Origin of the sequence: Actinocorallia populi (assembly GCF_002995495.1) — a bacterium.
In the GTDB taxonomy this organism is placed as follows: Bacteria; Actinomycetota; Actinomycetes; order Streptosporangiales; family Streptosporangiaceae; genus Actinocorallia; species Actinocorallia populi.
The window spans coordinates 43,860-61,561 of sequence record NZ_PVZV01000003.1 but is presented as its reverse complement, the minus strand read 5'-3'; the positions used below and the strand labels follow the sequence as shown (position 1 = coordinate 61,561).

Genomic DNA, 17,702 nt, shown 5'->3' with positions numbered 1-17,702 from the left:
CCTCCGGAGGCTCGGACGGCGCGGACGGCGGTCAGGCGGCCTGCGGGGCCGTGGCCTCGGCGAGGCGGGTGATGACGTCGGTGAGGCGCTCGACGACCTCGGGGTCGTCGCCGGGGTGGATGTCGGCGAAGCGCTCCACCGAGCCGGGGATGGACAGGGTGATGTCCTCCAGCGGGGTCGCGCCCGCGATCCGCACGGCCTTGCGCGCCTCGTCGTGGGCCCAGACGCCGCCGTACTGGCCGTAGGCGGTGCCGATCACGGCGACGGGCTTTCCGGTCAGCGCACCGGCCCCGAACGGGCGGGACAGCCAGTCGATCGCGTTCTTCAGCACGGCGGGCATCGTGCCGTTGTACTCGGGCGTGAACAGCACGAGCGTGTCCGCCTCCGCGGCGGCCCGGCGCAGGCGCGCGGCGGCGTCGGGCAGGAGGCCCTCGCGGTCGATGTCCTCGTTGTAGAAGGGCAGGTCGCCCAGCCCCTCGTACACGCTGATCTCGGTGCCCTCGGGGGAGAGCCGGGCGGCGAGGTGGGCGAGCTGGAGGTTGTGCGAGCCGGCGCGGAGGCTGCCGACGAGGGCGAGGACACGGACGGACATGGGGAGACTCCTTGGTGGCAAGTTAAGCGGGACGCGTCCCGTTTCTCGTGACACTATAACCGGGACGCGTCCCGGTTATTCCGCGGGCGCTAGTCTCTCCGTATGAGCGCCACCCCTCCGCCCTCGGCGTCCCCCCTTTCCGCGATCGTGCGGCGGGAGGCCGTCCTCGCCCCGGTCGGCGGCCCGTCCCGGCTGAGGGCGGACGCGGCGCGCAACCGCACCCGCCTGCTGGAGGAGGCCGCCCGCCTGCTGGAGGAGGGCGGCGTGGCGAGCATCACCATGGAGGCCGTCGCGGCCGCCGCCCAGGTCGGCAAGGGCACCGTCTCCCGGCGCTTCGGCAACCGCATGGGCCTGCTGCATGCCCTGCTGGACCACCACGAGCGGCGGCTCCAGGGGGCGTTCATCTCCGGCCCGCCCCCGCTGGGCCCCGGCGCCCCTCCCGTCGAGCGGCTGAAGGCCTTCGGGCCCGCCGTGCTGCGCCACGAGCTCGACCGGCACGACCTGTACGCCGCCATCAACGCGGACCTGGTCCACCGCTACACCGGGCCCGTCCACGGCGCGCGGTTCGTCCATGTCGCCCTGCTGCTGCGCCAGGCGGGGGCCGGCGGTGACGTCGAGCTGCTCGGCCAGACCCTGCTGGGATACCTCGACACCGTGCTCGTCCACCACCTGCTCAGCGAGCGCGGCATGACCCTCGAGCGCCTGGAGGACGGCTGGCGGGACCTGGTCGACCGCCTCACCGCGCCGGGGCGGTCCCCGGGGCCGGAGGCCGCCCCGGCGGAAAACTAGACCGGCTGGTATCTTTTTTCCGTACCACCGGCCGCAGGACCGCGGAGGCAGACCCGTGACCGAGATCTCCGGCCCGCCGCGTCCGGCGCCCCCGGCGGCCGCCCCCCTGACCCACCGCCAGATCGTCGAGGTCGTGCTCGGCCTGGTGGCGATGCTCTTCACGGCGATGGTCAGCTCGAGCATCGTGAGCACCGCGCTGCCGACGATCATCGGCGACCTCGGCGGCTCCCAGCGCGCCTACACCTGGGTGTTCACCGCCACGCTGCTGGCGATGACCGTCACCGTGCCGCTGTGGGCCAAGCTCTCCGACCTCTACGACAAGAAGCGCGTCCTGCAGCTGGCGGGAGTGGTCTTCCTGCTCGGCTCGCTGTGGGCCGGGCTCGCCCGCGACGTGCCCGAACTGCTGGCGGCCCGCGCGCTGCAGGGGCTGGGCGTGGGCGGGCTGACGGCGCTGACCCAGTCGGTCATGGCCGCGATCATCTCGCCGCGCGAACGCGGCCGCTACAACGGCTACCTGGCCTCGGCCATGGCCGTGTCGACGGTCTCGGGGCCGCTGATCGGCGGCCTCCTGGTGGACACGGCGGGCTGGCGCTGGTGCTTCTTCGCCATCCTCCCGTTCTCGGTGGCCGGGCTCGCGCTGATCCAGCGCTTCCTGCGGCTGGAGCCGCTGCACCGCGAGGCGCGCGTCGACGGGTGGGGCGCGCTGTTCATCTCGGTCGCGGCGGCCCTGCCGCTGGTGTGGGTGTCGTTCGCGGGCGAGGACTTCCCCTGGGTGTCGGGCGCCTCCGCGCTGTTCCTGTCCGGGACGCTGGCCGCCCTGGTGCTCGCGGTGCTCGTCGAGCGCCGCCACCCCGAGCCCGTGGTCCCGCCGCGCGTCATCCTGGAACGCACCACACTGCTGGCCGTCCTCGCGAGTGTCGCCGTCGGCGTCTCGCAGTTCGGCGGGCCGGTCTTCCTCAGCCAGTACTTCCAGATCGCCCGCGGGTTCTCGCCGACCGCCGCGGGCCTGCTCATGCTGCCGGCGATCGTGGGCAACCTGCTCGGCTCGACCGTCTCCGGAAGGCTCATCACCAGGACGGGAGCCTGGAAGCGGTACCTGCTGGCCGGGGCGGCGCTGCTGGTCGCGGGCCTGGCCCTGATGGGCACCCTGGACCACACGACGCCCGTCTGGCTCGCGGGCGCCTACATGGTGCTCATGGGCCTGGGCACCGGCGTGCTGCTGCAGAACCTGGTGCTCGTCGTGCAGAACACCGTCGACCTCCCCGACGTCGGCGCGGCCGGCGGCGTCGTCTCCTTCTTCCGGTCCCTGGGCGGCACCATGGGCATCACGGTGCTCGGCGCGATCCTGGCCGTCCAGGTCGCCGACCGGACCCGCGAGGGGCTGGCCGCCGCGGATCTCACCGGACAGGCCGGGCCGGACGGCTTCGACCTGTCCGGCCTGTCCGGGCCCGCCCTGTCCGTCGTGCGCGACGCCCACGCCGACGCCATCGGCGTGGTCTTCCTGGCCGGCGCGGCGCTGGGCCTGGTGACCCTGCTGGCCGTCTGGCTGATCCCCGAACGGGAGCTGCGCACGACCGTCGCCAGGCCCGGCGGTCAGAGCCGGTAGAGCTTGCGGGCGTTCTCGCCGAGGATCTTGCGGCGCGCGGTGTCGGAGAGGGGCTTCATGGTCTCCTTCGCCCGCTCGACGGGGTCGGGGTACAGGCACGTCGGGTGCGGGAAGTCGGTCTCGAAGAGGATGTTGTCCTCGCCGACGGAGTCCACCAGGGAAGCCAGCTTGCCCCGGTTGGTCTCGAACCAGTAGGTGGCGTAGATGTTGCTGCGGAAGAACTCCGAAGGCAGTTTGCCGAGTTTGGCCAGGTCGCTGGGCGCGTTCTCGGCCATCTCGTAGTCCAGGGCCTCGAGGATGAAGGGCACCCAGCCGCAGCCGCTCTCCACCGAGACCACCTTGAGGTCGGGGTGGCGGCTGAAGATGCCGGAGACGAGCAGGTTGGCCACGACGCGGGCGTTGCCGATGAACAGCAGCGTGCCGCCGATGGCCAGCCGGGTGCTCGGCGGGTGGGACGCCCAGGGGTACTTGCCGTAGAAGGTCATGCCGGTGACGCTGGCGCCGATGTGGAAGTGCACCGGCAGCCGGGCCTCGGTGCAGGCCTCCCAGAACGGGTCCCACTCCCGGCTGGCCAGGTCGGGGCCGCCCAGGTCCTGGGGGTCGGAGGTCATGTTGACGCCGCGCGCGCCCAGCGCGGCCACCCGCCCGGCCTCGCGGACGCACTCCTGGACGCTCCAGGCCGGCATCAGGGGCAGGGGCAGCAGCCGGTTGCCGGAGTCCCGCTGGATCTGGGCCTGCCGGTCGTTGTAGAGCTCGAAGGTCAGGCGGCGGAGCTTCTCGTCGGTGACCTGGGCCAGGCCCTGGCCGCCGAGGCCGATCGTGCTGGGGAAGACGACCTGGGCGTCGATGCCGCAGTCGTCCATCACCTGGAGGCGGGCGTCCGGGTCGTAGGCGCCCTCGTGGATCTGGTCGATGGTCCAGGTGTGCAGCGCGATCTCCGACTCCTCCTTGGAGCCGTCGCGCGCCACGACGCCCCCGGCGCTGAACCTGCCGGAAGGAACGCCGTCGAAGACCCACATGAGCTGGCCGTCGACCTCGCGCACCTGGGGCACCCGGTCGCGGTACTCGGGAGGGGCGAGGCTGGTGAACAGGTCGGGGCGTTCGCACCAGTGGGAGTCGGCGTCCACTACAAAGTCTGTCTCCGTCATGTACACGAAAGTAAGGTTCTCCGCCTGTAAGAAGCAAGTGTTCACTCTCAAACATCGGCATTCCTTGTAGAGTGAGCGATTACTTGTTAGCCTCTGGCCGTGGATAGGGAAGCCCTGGAGCGCGGTCTCGCACGCCGGTTGCTGGACCACATCGAGCACCGCACGACCGATCTCGCCGACGACGTGATGGAGCTGCCGACCGACGTCTACTCGAGGGCGCGCCACGAGGAGGAGTCCGAGGTCCTGTTCCGCGACCTGCCGCTGGTCCTGTGCCTTTCGGGCGCCCTGCCGGCCCCGCGGACCTACCGGACCGTGGACCTGATGGGCACGCCGGTCCTGCTGACCCGCGACGGGGACGGGAAGGTCCGCGCGCTGGTGAACGCCTGCCGCCACCGCGGCGTGCGCGTCGTCGACGGCGCGGGCGAGGGCACCAGGTTCACCTGCCCCTTCCACGCCTGGACCTACGGCGTCAGGGGCGACCTGCTGCGCATGCCCGCCGCGCGCGCGTTCGAGGGCATGTGCAAGGAGGACAAGGGGCTCGTCGAGCTGCCGGTGGCCGAGGGGTACGGGCTGATCATCGGCCGCCTGCGGCCCGGCCCCGCCCCCGACGTCGACGCCTTCCTCGGCCCCGGCCTCGCGGACGAGCTCGCCATGTTCGACTTCGCGGACTGGCGGATCCACGGCGAGCCGCACGTCCACCGGGTCCGGGCGAACTGGAAGGTCACACTCGACACCTTCCGCGAGAACTACCACTTCGACTTCCTGCACAGCAAGACGCTGGCCACCTACGCCCACGGCGGCGTGCTGACCTTCGACCCGTTCGGGCGCCACCTGCGCAACTGCTCGGCGCTGCGTTCCATCGACGCGTTGAAGGACGTCCCGGAGCAGGAGTGGGGCGACGTGGCGCAGCACTTCAGCTACCAGTACGCGCTCTTCCCCAACACCAACCTGACCCTGGACAGCCGGCACATCGAGCTGTGGCAGATCGTGCCCGTCGACGAGAGAACCTCCGAGGTGCTGCACACCTCCTACTTCCGGCCCGGCCTCAGCGAGGCGGAGCTGGCCAAGGCCACGGAGATGGCGCCCTGGATCTGCGAGACGGTCGTGGACGGGGAGGACTTCTGGGTCGCCGGGCGCACCGAGCCCGGCGTCCGGACGGGCCTGCTCGACACGGTCGTCTTCGGCCGCAACGAACCGGCGCCCCAGCACCTGCACCGGGGGTTCGAAGCCGCCCTCCGGGAGGCGCGGGAGCACCGCTGAACGCGCGGCCGGCCCGTCCGGCCGCGCGCCCCTGCCGGTCAGTCCGTGTCGATCCACACGGACTTGACGTCGAGGTACTCGTCCAGCGCGTGCTGCCCCATCTCGCGGCCCCAGCCGCTCATCTTGTAGCCGCCGAACGGGACGGCGGGGTCCATGAGCAGCATCGAGTTCACCCAGACCGTCCCGGCCCGCAGTTCGCGCGCCATCCGGTGCGCCTTGCCCACGTCGCGCGTCCAGACGCCCCCGGCGAGCCCGTAGGAGGTGTCGTTCGCCCGGGTGACGGCCTCCTCGGGGGTGTCGAACGGCAGCACGCACGCGACCGGCCCGAAGATCTCCTCCCGGGCTATTCGCATGGTGTCCTGCACGTCGGCGAAGACGGTGGGCTGCACGAAGTAGCCGTTCGCCAGCTCCCCGGTCTCGATCCGGCGGCCGCCGAAGGCGGTGCGCACGCCCTCCTTGGGCCCCAGGTCCAGGTACCCGGCGACGCGGTCGAGCTGCTCGGCCGACACCAGCGGCCCGATCTTGGTCTGCGGGTCCATGCTGTCGCCGACCTTGAGCTTCTCGGCGAACCGCGAGACCCCTTCGACGAACTCGTCGTAGACGGGCCGCTCCACGTAGATGCGGGTGCCCGCGCAGCACACCTGGCCCGAGTTGTAGAACACGCCCATGGCCGCTCCGGGGACGGCGCGCGACAGGTCGGCGTCGGCGAACACGATGTCGGGCGACTTGCCGCCGAGCTCCAGGGACAGCCGCTTCAGGTTGCCTGCGGAGGCGCGGACGATCTCCTGGCCCACCGCGGTGGACCCCGTGAAGGCCACCTTGTCGACGCCCGGATGCGCGACGAGGGCCGCGCCGGCCTCCTCGCCGAAACCGGTCAGGACGTTCACGACGCCGTCGGGGACACCGGCCTCGGCCAGCAGTTCGCCCAGGCGAACGGCGACGAGGCCCGCCTCCTCGGCGGGCTTGAGCACCATCGTGCAGCCGGTGGCGAGCACCGGCGCGATCTTCCAGACGGCGTTGCTGACGGGGCGGTTCCAGGGGACGATCGCGGCGACGACGCCCATCGGCTCCTTGAGCGTGTAGCTGAAGACCGAGCCCGGCACCGAGTTGGGGATGGTCTCTCCGTGGATCTTCGTCGCCCACCCGGCGAAGTAGCGCAGGATCTCCGCCTCCCAGGCGGGGGTCCTGCCGGAGCGCGGCCGCCCGATCGGCAGGCCCATGTCGAGCGACTCCAGGTGCCGGAGCTCGTCGTAGTGCTCGTCCACCACGTCGGCGAGCGCGAGCAGGAGCGCCTGGCGCTCGCGCGGCTTCGCGCGGCTCCACGGCCCCTCGAAGGCCTCCCGGGCCGCCGCGACCGCGCGGCCGGCGTCGCGGGCGTCCGCGCGGGCCAGCTCGGCGATCACCTCGCCGTTCGACGGGTTGACGCTCGGGAACGTCCTGCCGGACGCGGCGTCCACCCAGCGGCCGCCGATCAGCAACCGCCGGGGGCGGCCGTCGAGGAGGGCGGACGTGTCGGTGCGGGGAGGTGCCGGCATGGAAGCTCCTTCGGGCGGTACACGGGCGGGCCGGTAGATGAAAGAACGCTCACTTACTAAATACAGCCTCGAACCGCCCGGCGCCAGAGCTCAGGGCGGCAGGCGAGCAGAGGCTCTAGAAAGTGATTACTCACCCTGTTACGTTGTGCCCATGGAGAAGCCCACCCCGAACGCCGACTCCATGTCCGACGAGTGGTGCCGGCGGCACTTCGACCACCTCTCCCCGGAACTGGCCGCGACGATGCCCGCGACCATGGCCCGCATGCGCGAGCTGTGCCCCGTGGCGCGCAGCGAGGAGCACGGCGGGTTCTGGGTCGTGAGCACCTACGACGAGGCGCTCGCCGTCGCCCAGGACTGGGAGGTGTTCAGCTCCGCGCACGGCCTGGGCATCTCCAGCGCCCCGACGGTCATCCGCAACCTCCCCGTCCAGGCGGACCCGCCGGAGCAGCGGATCTACAAGCGCCTCATCAACCCCTTCTTCACCCCCGCCGCCGTCGCCCCGTGGGAGCAGGCGACCCGGGAGCTGGCCGGCCGCCTCATCGACGAGTTCGTCGAGTCGGGCTCCTGCGAGTTCATGGACGCCTTCGCCCGGCCGTTCCCCAGCCTCACCTTCTTCCAGCTCGCCATCAACGCCCCGGCCGAGGACCTGGAGAAGGTCGCGTACCTGGCCTCCAAGTCCTCCACGCCCGACGACCCCGAAGCGCGCGAGTGCTGGCGGGGCCTGTACGAGTGGATCAGGGACTTCACCCGGCGGCGGCGCGCCGAACCCCCGCGCGGCGACGTCGTCGACGCCGTGGTGCACGCGGAGATCGACGGCCGCCCGATCACCGAGGAGGAGGTGATCGGCACCGTCCAGCTGCTCATCCTCGGCGGCCTGGAGACGACCGCCGGCACCCTCGGGCAGATGCTGGAGCGGTTCTGCGCCCATCCCGAGATCCCCGCCCGGCTGCGCGCCCGGCCCGAGCTGATCCCGTCCGCCGTCACGGAGCTGCTCCGGCTCGACGGCTCGTTCGTCGCCGTCGGCCGCACCGCCGTGCGGGACGCCGAGCTCGGCGGGCGGCAGGTCAAGGCGGGGGACAAGGTGCTGATCCACTGGGCCTCGGCCAACCGGGACGCCGCCGAGTTCGCGGACGCCGACGCCTTCGACCCGGACCGCGAGCGCAACCGGCACCTGGCCTTCGGCGCGGGCCCGCACCGCTGCGCCGGGTCGAACCTCGCCCGCCTCAACCTCAGGGTGGCCCTGGAGGAGCTGCTCGGCCGCCTGGACGGCATCAGGCTCCAGGAGGGCGCGACCGTGGAGTACCACCGCGGCCTGACCCGCTCGCCCGACACCCTGCCGATCACCTTCACCCCCGGACCGCGCCGCTTCCCGAAAGCGGTGTGACGCCATGGCCGAACGCACGCTCCTGACGAACGCCCGCGTCCTGACCTGCTCCGGCGGCCCGCACGAGAAGCCGCTCGAGGCCGACGTCCTCATCGAGGGCGAGCGCGTCGCCGCGGTCGCGCCCGGGATCGGGACGGACTCCGCCCGGATCGTCGACCTGCGCGGCGCCACCGTCCTGCCCGGCCTCGGCGACGCGCACGTGCACCTCAGCTGGCCGCTGGACTTCGTGTTCGACCACGCCGCCGTGGCGGCCGCCGACCCCGGCCCGCACATGCTCGACGTCGCCGCGGTGACCCGCACGTTCCTGGAGTCCGGCTACACCACCGTCATCGGCGCCGGAACCACCCAGCCGCTCGACGACCTGCACGCCAAGGACGCGATCGACCGGGGGCTCGTCCCCGGGCCGCGCATCGTCCCCAGCGGGCCGATGATCGCCGAGGTCGACGGCCTCGGCGGCGACGGCGAGATGATGGAGGTCGCCTCCGACGCCGAGAGCCTGCGCGAGATCGTCGCCCGCCAGTGCGACCTGGGCGTGCGCGCGCTCAAGCTGTTCATCTCCGGCGACGGGGTCGTGCCGGAGTTCCCGTCCGACGACGTCTACATGAACGACGAGATGCTCTCGGCCGCCGTGGAGGAGGCCGACAGGCACGGCGCGTTCCTCACCGTCCACGCGCGGGGGTCGGCGAGCGTGGCGATGGCGGCGCGCACCGGCGTGCGGATCGTCCACCACGCGTGCTTCCTCGACGACGCGGCGCTCAAGGCCCTGGAGGCACGGCGCGACGACATCTGGGTGTGCCCCGGCCTGCACTACCTGTACGCGATGGTCAGCGGCCACGCCGAGCCGTACGGCATGACGCCCGAGCGGATCGAGGCGGCGGGATACCCGCTGGAGCTGCGCTCCCAGATCGAGGGGATGCACCGGCTGAGAGAGTCCGGGATCAAGATCCTCTCCGGCGGCGACTTCGGGCACCAGTGGACGCGCCACGGCACCTACGCCGCGGAACTGCAGCGGTACGTCGAGCTCGCGGGCATGACCCCGGTCGAGGCGATCCACACCGCCACCCGGAACACGGGGCCGGCCGCGGGGCTCGACACCGGGCAGGTCCGCGAAGGCCTCCTCGCGGACCTCCTCGTCGTCGACGGCGACCCGAGCGCGGACGTGTCGGTGCTGCTCGACCCCGCGCTGCGGCGGGCCGTCATGAAGGGCGGGAAGTTCGCGTACGTCAACCCGGAGGTCTATCCGTGACGGCCGAGGTGCTGTCGGGGGTCGACACGCTCGTCCGCCTGCTGGTCCTGCGGCGGCACCTCGACGAGAGGGACGGGCTGAGGACGGCCACGATGGTCTCCGGATACCCGGGCTCGCCGCTGGGCGGCTTCGACCTGGCCCTCGACCGGTTGGGCGACGCGCTCGCCGAGAACCGGATCGTCCACCGCCCCGGCCTCAATGAGGAGCTCGCCGCCGCCGTCGTCTGGGGCAGCCAGATGGGCGCGGTCGTGGACTACGACGGCGTCGACGGCGTCGCGGGCGCCTGGTACGGCAAGGGGCCCGGCCTCGACCGCAGCGGGGACGCGGTCAAGCACGCGAACGCGATGGGCGCGGGGCCGAACGGCGGCGTCGTCATGTTCTGCGGCGACGACCCGGCGTCGAAGTCGTCCACGCTGGCCTGCGACAGCCAGTACACCTTCGAGGACATGTGCGTCCCCGTGCTCGTTCCCGGTGACCAGCAGGACGTGCTCGACCTCGGGGTGCACGCCTTCCGCCTCTCCCGGTACGCGGGAACGTGGGCGGGAATGAAGATCGTCACCGCGGTCGCCGACGGGATCGGGACCGTCGACCTCGATCCCGGGCGGCACGCCCCGCGCGATCCCGAGGGCGTCGTCATCGACGGGGAACCGTGGCGCCACCGGCCTCTGGGGAGGATCGGGCCGCATGCCGTGCCCGGACAGGAGGCGCTGGTGTCGGAGCACCGGCTGCGCGCCGCCCGCGCCTACGCGCGCCACAACGGGCTCGACCGCGTGACGGGGGCCGGGCCGGGCGCGCGTCTGGGGGTGGTGTGCGCGGGGCGGACGTACTTCGACGTGCTCCAGGCGCTCACTGACCTCGGGACGTCACCGGAAGCGGCCGGCGTGCGGATCCTGCGGCTCGGCATGACCTACCCGCTGGTCGAGGAGACCGTCCTGGAGTTCGCGGCCTCCGTTGAGGAACTCGCCGTCGTCGAGGAGAAGCGGCCGTTCGTCGAGACGCAGTTGCGGAGCATCCTGCACGAGGCGGGGAGTCCGGTTCCCGCGAACGGGAAGCGGGACAGGGCGGGGAGGCCGCTCACGTCGTCCGCCGGTGAACTGGATCCGTCCTCGGTGGCGAAGGTCCTTGCGCGGCTTCTCCCCGGGCTCGCCCGCCCGGAGGAGCCGCGGCGGGCCCGGCTGCCGCTGCTGCCCGTCGCTTCTCGCGCTCCGGGCTACTGCAGTGGGTGCCCGCACAACCGCTCGACCGTCCTGCCGGACGGGGCGCTGGCGGGCGGGGGAGTGGGCTGCCACGGGATCATGTACTTCGAGGCGCGCCACCAGGGCACGCGGAGCCTGCCGCCGACGCCGATGGGCGCCGAGGGCGTGCCGTGGATCGGTCTGTCGCCGTTCGTCGCCGAACCGCACCTCATCCAGAACCTCGGCGACGGCACGCTCAGCCACTCCGGGACCCTCGCCATCCGGGCGAGCGTGGCCGCCGGAGCGGACATCACCTTCAAGATCCTCTACAACGCGGCCGTGGCCATGACCGGCGGCCAGGACGTCACCGGGCTGATGGACGTCCCGGCGATGACCCGAGCCCTGGAGGCCGAGGGCGTCGGGAGGATCGTCGTGTGCGCGGAGGATCCCGAGCGGTACGGACGGCGGGCGCGCTGGGCGCGGAGCGTGGAGGTGCTGGGCCGCGACCGGCTCGACGAGGCCCAGGAGCGGCTGCGGTCGGTGCCGGGCGTCACGGTGATCATTTACGACCAGCGGTGCGCGGCGGAGGCCCGGCGGCTGCGCAAACGCGGCTTGTTGCCCGAGCCACCGCGACGGGTGGTCATCAACGAGGCGGTGTGCGAGGGATGCGGGGACTGCGGCACCAAGAGCAACTGCCTGTCGGTGCTGCCGGTCGAGACGGAGTTCGGCGACAAACGGCAGATCCACGACCCGTCCTGCAACCGCGATTACACCTGCCTCGAAGGCGACTGCCCTTCGTTCGTGACCCTGAAGCCGAAGAAACGCGGACGGCGCAGATCGCGGAAGCGGACCGAGGTACGGCCGACACCGCCGACCGGCACGCTCCCCGAGCCTCGCACGCCCGCCATCGACGGCCGGTACGGCGTCTACTTCACGGGCATCGGCGGCACGGGCGTCATCACCGCGAACCGGCTCATCGCCTCCTCCGCCGAGTCCGCGGGGCTGGCGGTCGGCGGCATGGACCAGACCGGGCTCTCCCAGAAGGCCGGCGCGGTCGTCTCCCACCTCCACCTGGCCATCGACCTGGATGCCCTGGGCGCGGCGGCCGTCGGCTCCGGCGGGGCCGACCTCTACCTGTCCGGCGACATCCTGCAGGCCGCCGCCGCGAACCACCTCGCGAAGGTCCGCCCCGGCCGCACGGTCGCCGTCATCGACTCCCGGCTCACCCCCACCGCGGCCATGCTGCAGAGCGGCCTCGCCCCGCCCGGTCTCGCGGACCTCGAAAAGGAGATCACCGAACGCGTCGGCAAGGAGAACACCGCCTTCGTCGACTCGCGGCGCATCGCCGAGAACGTCTTCGCCGACCACCTGCTCGCGAACGTCGTGCTGCTCGGCGCGGCGTTCCAGCTCGGCGGCCTGCCGGTCCCGTTCGCCGAACTCGAGAAGGCGATGAGGAGAGGCCGCGCGGCTGAGGCCAACCTGGCGGCGTTCGCCTGGGGGCGCTGGGCGGCACACGACCCGGCGGCCGTCGAAGCCGCTTTGGACGGGGCCGGGAGCGTGAGCACCCTCTTCGACCCTTCACCCGGCGCACTCGCGGCGGCCGCCCCGCTGCTGGACGGCAGGGACCTGCCGGACGAACTGCGCGACGTCCTCGTCCGGCGGGCCGCGCAGGCCGTCGACTACCAGGACACGGCGAGGGCCGCCCGGTTCCTCGACCTGGTGGAGCGCGCGGCGGCGCACGACGGCGCCGACCGCGGCTGGGCGCTCACCCGGGCCGTGGCCGAGGCATGGTTCAGGCTCCTCACCTACAAGGACGAGTACGAGGTGGCCCGCCTGCACCTGAAGGCCGACTACGACCGGATCGCGAGCGACCTCGGCATCGAGGGCCCGTACACGGTGACGTTCCACCTCCACCCGCCCACCCTGCGCCGTCTGGGGATGAAGCGGAAACTGCCGATGGGCAGACCGTACGAGCTGGCATTTCGCGTACTGCGCCGGATGAGGCGCCTCCGGGGAACACCCTTGGACGTCTTCGGCCTGGACCCGGACCGGCGCCTCGAACGGGCGCTCATCGCGGAGTACGAGCGGCTGGTCGGCGAGAGCCTCCGGGCAGGACTGCCGTACGACACGCTCGTGGAGCTCGCGTCGTCCGTCATGCCGGTCAGGGGCTACGCCGGGATCAAGGAGCAGGCCGCGGCCGCCTGGCGGGCACGGGCCGCCGCACTCACCGGACCGCCCGCATGATCAAAGGGATCCGGTTCGTCACCAGGCGTGCGGGCGCCACGCCCGGGGAACTCGCGCAGGTCTGGCCGACCGCGGTCGCGGCGGTCGCACAGGCGCCGCCGGACGTCCGACCCTCCCGCATCGTGCTGTGCACGACCCTGCCCGGCCTCCCCGACCCCGTCCATGACGGGGTCGAGATCGGCTGGTTCGCCGACGCGGACCACCTGCGCAGGTTCCGGGGCTGGGTCGGCACGCCCAGAGGAGGGGCGGTGCTGAGCCGGCTCGACCGGGTCGTCGACTCCGACGCGAGCCCGGTGGTCGTCGCGGAGGAGGCGGTGCTGCGCGGCGCCGCATGGCTGGACCGGCGGTGGCGGGCGGGCGGCGTGCGGTTCAAGCACATGGCCGTCGCCGTCCGGGCCGCGGACCTGACCTCCGCCGAGTTCTCCGCCCGCTGGCGCGACCACGCGGGCCGGGTCCGCGGACCGGGCGCGGAGAGGCAGACGCCCATCCCCGAGGCGGTGCGCGGCCAGGCCTACGTGCAGAGCCACCCGTACGTGCGCAAGGCGGGCGAGTGGGCCTACGACGCGGTCAACGAGGTCTACTTCGACGACCTCGCAGGACTGCGGACCCGCATCGCCTGGTTCGCCGAGAACGTCCCCGACGGCGCGGACCCCGGCCTCTTCGGCCGGTCCGCGTTCCTCGCCGTCCGGGAAGAGGTCGTCCCGCTTCCATAACGCCGACAAGGAGGTCGCCCATGCCGAAGGGCATCATGGTCGTCCAGTCCAGCCCGTCCGATCCCTCGCGGGAGGACGAGTACAACGCCTGGTACACCGACACCCACCTGCCCGAGGTCCTCGCGGTCCCGGGCTTCGTCTCAGCCCGCCGCTACAAGGTGCTCGGCGGAGGCCCGGAAGGCCACACCTACCTGGCCGTCTACGAGCTGGAAGCCGACGACCTCACCGCCCCCGTCAAGGAGCTCCGCGCCCGGGGCACGAGCAAGAACGACCTGCCTCCGCTGGGTCCGCCCCCGATCGCGACCATCTACGAACTCCTCGACTGAACCCGGCCGGGCGAACGCAGGGCGGCCTTCGCGGTGGTGAGGAGTTCGGGGGTGTCGGGCTTCCCGGAAGCACCACAGCGCGATGAAAAGCCTTCGCCGTCCGGAGCCGGATGGCGTTAGTTTCGCTGGATGAGTGAAGATCTCCTGGCGGCCTATGACGAGCATCTGCGGGGGGCGGGCCTGCCCTCCCCCGGGGCCCGGACCGAACGGGACGGGCCGGTGCTGAGGGTCGTGGGGGAGCACCGGGGGCTCGTCATCGGTCCGAGAGACCTGTCCGGCCACGACGTCGACGCCCTCATCGCCGCGCAGACCGCTTTCTTCGGGGCGCGCGGTGAGGCCGTGGAGTGGAAGACCCACGGGCACGACCTGCCCGGCGACCTGCCCGAACGGTTGCGGGCCGCGGGGTTCGTCGCCGAGCCCGTCGAGACGGTCATGATCGGGCGGATCTCCGGTCTTGCGACCGCGCCGCCCGCCCTGGACGGCGTGGTGGTCCGCCGGGTCGGCGGTGAGGCGATCCCGGCGATCGTGGAGCTGGAGTCGCGGGTGTGGGGGCACGACTGCTCCTTCGTCGGCGACCGTCTGGCCGGGAACCTGGCCGCGGCCCCCGACCGGCTGGCGATCTTCACGGCGGAGGCCGCCGGCCGGGTCGTCGCGGCGGGCTGGATGGCGTTGCGCGAGGACGGCACCTTCGCGTCCCTGTGGGGCGGATCGACACTGCGGGAGTGGCGGGGCCGCGGCGTCTACCGGGCGCTCGTGGCCGCCCGGGCCGGACTGGCCGCCGAGCGCGGCTACCGGTACCTGCAGGTCGACGCCTCGGGGGACAGCCGCCCCATCCTGGAACGCCTCGGCTTCGAGGCCGTCACCACCACGACCCCCCACGTCTGGTCGCCGCCGGCCGGATCGGCCAGGCCACCTTGGTGAGCAGGTCGGCCTCGGCGGTCACGGCGGGGTCGTTGAGGTAGATCTCCCGGGGCGGACCGGCGATCTCGTGCCCCTGCTCGGTGATCCAGCCGGTCAGGCTGTGATAGGCGGGAGCGATCCCGGCATGGGGGCCCTGGTGGACGGTGACCGCGGCGGTGGTCTCGGCCATCTCGCCGACCTGCACCGAAGAGGTCGCGGCGATGGGGGCTCCGATCGGTATGCACACCTCGATCTCTCCGGCGTTGTCCGCGTCGATGACGTCGTGGAACACGAGGAAGGGGGCGTCGACCGGGTGCCGACCGGCCTGTGTGAGAGCCCCGATGAGGGTGCCGAAGCCGTCGGCGACGGCTGCGCCGGTGCCGGCGAGATCGGTGTGGCGACGTACCGAGGCCACGGTCCGCGTGGGGAGGACTTCGACAGTGATCGTGTGGTTCATGAGGTTCTCCTCGCCGTTGATCAATCGGGTGATGACGGCCAGCATGTGGTCGTGGCGGTCACGTTCGGCCTGGAGGCGTTGCCGGTGCGCGGACAGCAGGGCGGTGACGTCCGCCGGGGACGCGGCCAGTACCCGCCTGATCTCCTCTATCGGCATGTCGAGTGCCCGCAGCCTGCGGATCGATTCCGCCTCGCCCGCCTGGCCGAGCGCGTAGTAGCGGTAACCGCTGGAGGCGTCGACCTTCGTCGGCCGCAACAGGCCCAGCTCGTCGTAGAGGCGCAATGCCCTGACCGACAGCCGGGTCATGGCCGAGAACATCCCGATCGGCACAAGCCGTTCCATCGCCGACTCCCGTCATCATCTGGTTCGTCCACGGTCATGTCTCACGCGGGGTGAGAGTCAACCGGATCGAGCGGTGAGAATCCTCTTCTCTTTGGGTGTTAATCCATTTCCGTGAGGGAAGAAGCCACTTCGACTCGGGGGAACGATCGGGAGCAAGTGGCAAGCAGGAGGTTCCATGCCGAAGGGCATCATGGTCGTGCACTCCCGTCCGTCCGATCCCTCGCGGGAGGACGAGTACAACGAGTGGTACGGCACCGCGCACCTGCCCGAGGTCTGCGAGGTGCCGGGGATCGTCGGCGCGCGCCGGTACAGGGTGGTCGACGGGAGCGACCCGTCCCGGCACGCCTACCTGGCCGTCTACGAGCTCGAAGCCGACGATCTGAACTCGCCGCTCCAGGAGCTTCGCGCCCGTTCCGCCTCCGGCCGGATCGGGATGAGCGACGTCCTCCAGCTCGACCCGCCGCCGTCGATCGCGCTCTACGAACTCCTGGAGTGAAGCCGGGGCGGGCTCAGGCCGGGTGCAGCTCCGGGGGGAGGCCGATGCTGCGGGGTTCCAGGAAGCTCCGGAGGCCTTCGGGGCCGAGTTCGCGGCCCAGGCCGGACTCCCTGAAGCCGCCGAAGGGAACGTGGGGGAACGGCGGGTAGTGGCCGTTGACGGCGATGCTTCCGGTGCGCAGGCGGCGGGCGACCCGCAGGGCGCGGGCGGGGTCGGCGGACCAGACGCCGCCCGCCAGGCCGTAGGGGGAGTCGTCGGCGATGCGGACGGCGTCGTCCTCGTCGTCGTAGGGGATGAGGCAGAGCACCGGGCCGAAGATCTCCTCGCGGGCCACGCGCATGGAGTTGTCCACGTCGGCCAGGACCGTGGGTTCGACGTACCAGCCTCGGGGGAGGTGCCCGGGGCGGCGGCCGCCCGCCGCGATCCGGGCGCCCGCCTCGCGGGCCAGGGCGATGTAGCCCTCGACGCGGGTGCGCTGGCGTTCGGCGACGAGCGGGCCGACCACGGTCGCCGGGTCGCGGGGGTCGCCGACGGGGACGGAGGCCGCCGCCGCGGCGGCGGCCTCGACGGCCTCGGCGTAGCGGGAGCGGGGCAGCAGGACCCTGGTGTGGGCGCCGCAGACCTGGCCCGACAGGTGCATGGCTCCGGCGACGAGCGCCGGGACGACCGCGGCGATGTCGGTGTCGTCGAGGACGACGGACGCGGACTTGCCGCCGAGCTCCAGGGAGACCCGTTTGACCTGCTCGCCGCACAGGCTCATGATCCGCTTGCCCGCCGCCGTCGAACCGGTGAACGCGATCTTGTCGGTGCCGGGGTGGCGCACCAGGTGCTCGCCGGCCTCGCGTCCGCCGGGGAGCAGGTTGACCACGCCGTCCGGGACTCCCGCCTCGGCGAGGGCCTCGGCCAGGACGTACCCGCTGAGCGGGGCCTCGGGCGGCGGCTTGACGACGACGCTGCATCCGGCGGCCAGCGCCGGTGCGGTCTTCCAGGCGGCGAGCGTCACGGGCGCGTTCCACGGGACGATCACCGCAGCGACTCCGACGGGTTCGCCGGTCACCAGACCGGCGCGGTCTCCGGCGGCCACCTCGCGTTCGAACTCGTAGGTGCGGATGAGGTCGGCGTAGTAGTCGAAAAGGGGAGCGACCATCCCGGTCTGGGCGCGGGGCGCCTGGCTGACGGCGCAGCCCATCTCGTCGACGGTGATGCCCGCGATGTCGGCTTCGCGCTTGCGCAGGATGACGGCGGCCCGCTTGAGGACGTCGGCGCGCTCGTCCGGCGTCATGCGGGGCCACGGTCCCGTGTCGAACGCCGTGCGCGCCGCGTCCACCGCGCGGTCGGCGTCGGCGGCGACGGCGACGGGCACCTCGCCGACGACCTCCTCGGTGGACGGGGAGACGACGCCGAGGCGGTCGCCGCCCGCGGGCGCCGTCCAGGAGCCCCCGATGAAGAACTCCCGCCGGTACATGAGCCGGTCGTCCACGTGCCCTCC

General features: G+C 72.4%; 15 protein-coding genes. 10 read left to right on the top strand and 5 right to left on the bottom strand.

Features of this window, described 5'->3' with window-relative positions; translation table 11 throughout:
- Positions 1–31: 31 nt before the first annotated feature.
- Positions 32–592, bottom strand: coding sequence for an NAD(P)H-dependent oxidoreductase (locus C2865_RS13425; RefSeq protein WP_106398799.1), 561 nt, complete (start codon positions 590–592; stop codon positions 32–34).
- Positions 593–694: 102 nt separating this feature from the next.
- Between C2865_RS13425 and C2865_RS13420 the strand changes: the two genes are divergently transcribed.
- Both C2865_RS13420 and C2865_RS13415 read left to right on the top strand, forming a co-directional pair.
- A complete protein-coding gene (locus C2865_RS13420; protein WP_106398798.1) occupies positions 695–1,381 on the top strand; it encodes a TetR/AcrR family transcriptional regulator in 687 nt (228 codons plus the stop codon).
- Between the two features lie 55 nt (positions 1,382–1,436).
- Positions 1,437–2,987, top strand: coding sequence for an MFS transporter (locus C2865_RS13415; protein WP_198653303.1), 1,551 nt, complete (start codon positions 1,437–1,439; stop codon positions 2,985–2,987).
- On the opposite strand, the gene C2865_RS13410 is transcribed toward C2865_RS13415, so the two are convergent.
- A complete protein-coding gene (locus C2865_RS13410) occupies positions 2,975–4,135 on the bottom strand; it encodes an amidohydrolase family protein (RefSeq protein WP_106399337.1) in 1,161 nt (386 codons plus the stop codon). The genes C2865_RS13415 and C2865_RS13410 overlap by 13 nt on opposite strands.
- Before the next feature lie 99 nt (positions 4,136–4,234).
- Between C2865_RS13410 and C2865_RS13405 the strand changes: the two genes are divergently transcribed.
- Positions 4,235–5,395 (top strand): aromatic ring-hydroxylating oxygenase subunit alpha, encoded by a 1,161-nt coding sequence (locus tag C2865_RS13405; RefSeq protein ID WP_106398797.1) that lies wholly within the window; start codon positions 4,235–4,237, stop codon positions 5,393–5,395.
- Between the two features lie 38 nt (positions 5,396–5,433).
- On the opposite strand, the gene C2865_RS13400 is transcribed toward C2865_RS13405, so the two are convergent.
- Complete coding sequence (locus tag C2865_RS13400) at positions 5,434–6,930, bottom strand: aldehyde dehydrogenase family protein (protein WP_106398796.1); 1,497 nt, start codon at positions 6,928–6,930, stop codon at positions 5,434–5,436.
- Between the two features lie 151 nt (positions 6,931–7,081).
- On the opposite strand from C2865_RS13400, the gene C2865_RS13395 reads away from it, so the two are divergent.
- The 6 genes from C2865_RS13395 to C2865_RS13370 all read left to right on the top strand — a co-directional run bounded on the left by C2865_RS13395 (position 7,082) and on the right by C2865_RS13370 (position 14,939).
- A complete protein-coding gene (locus C2865_RS13395; protein ID WP_198653302.1) occupies positions 7,082–8,314 on the top strand; it encodes a cytochrome P450 in 1,233 nt (410 codons plus the stop codon).
- A gap of 4 nt (positions 8,315–8,318) precedes the next feature.
- Positions 8,319–9,560 carry an amidohydrolase family protein gene (locus C2865_RS13390; RefSeq protein WP_106398795.1) on the top strand — a complete coding sequence of 414 codons (1,242 nt, stop codon included), beginning with the start codon at positions 8,319–8,321 and terminating at the stop codon, positions 9,558–9,560.
- A complete protein-coding gene (locus tag C2865_RS13385; RefSeq protein ID WP_106398794.1) occupies positions 9,557–12,979 on the top strand; it encodes an indolepyruvate ferredoxin oxidoreductase family protein in 3,423 nt (1,140 codons plus the stop codon). The genes C2865_RS13390 and C2865_RS13385 overlap by 4 nt, the downstream gene beginning before the upstream one ends.
- On the top strand, positions 12,976–13,692 hold the full coding sequence (locus C2865_RS13380; protein ID WP_106398793.1) for a hypothetical protein: 717 nt from the start codon (positions 12,976–12,978) through the stop codon (positions 13,690–13,692). The genes C2865_RS13385 and C2865_RS13380 overlap by 4 nt, the downstream gene beginning before the upstream one ends.
- Before the next feature lie 20 nt (positions 13,693–13,712).
- Positions 13,713–14,018, top strand: coding sequence for a DUF4286 family protein (locus C2865_RS13375; protein WP_106398792.1), 306 nt, complete (start codon positions 13,713–13,715; stop codon positions 14,016–14,018).
- Positions 14,019–14,147: 129 nt separating this feature from the next.
- Entirely contained in the window at positions 14,148–14,939 is a 792-nt protein-coding gene (locus C2865_RS13370) for a GNAT family N-acetyltransferase (RefSeq protein ID WP_106398791.1), read from the top strand.
- Here C2865_RS13370 and C2865_RS13365 read toward each other — a convergent pair.
- Positions 14,878–15,717 carry a MerR family transcriptional regulator gene (locus tag C2865_RS13365; RefSeq protein ID WP_106398790.1) on the bottom strand — a complete coding sequence of 280 codons (840 nt, stop codon included), beginning with the start codon at positions 15,715–15,717 and terminating at the stop codon, positions 14,878–14,880. The two genes, C2865_RS13370 and C2865_RS13365, sit on opposite strands and share 62 nt — an antisense overlap.
- Positions 15,718–15,892: 175 nt before the next feature.
- Between C2865_RS13365 and C2865_RS13360 the strand changes: the two genes are divergently transcribed.
- The gene (locus tag C2865_RS13360) at positions 15,893–16,213 is read left to right on the top strand and encodes an EthD domain-containing protein (protein ID WP_106398789.1); all 321 of its coding nucleotides are present in this window, start codon (positions 15,893–15,895) and stop codon (positions 16,211–16,213) included.
- A 13-nt stretch (positions 16,214–16,226) separates the two neighbouring features.
- On the opposite strand, the gene C2865_RS13355 is transcribed toward C2865_RS13360, so the two are convergent.
- A complete protein-coding gene (locus C2865_RS13355; protein WP_106398788.1) occupies positions 16,227–17,693 on the bottom strand; it encodes an aldehyde dehydrogenase in 1,467 nt (488 codons plus the stop codon).
- Positions 17,694–17,702: the final 9 nt, after the last annotated feature.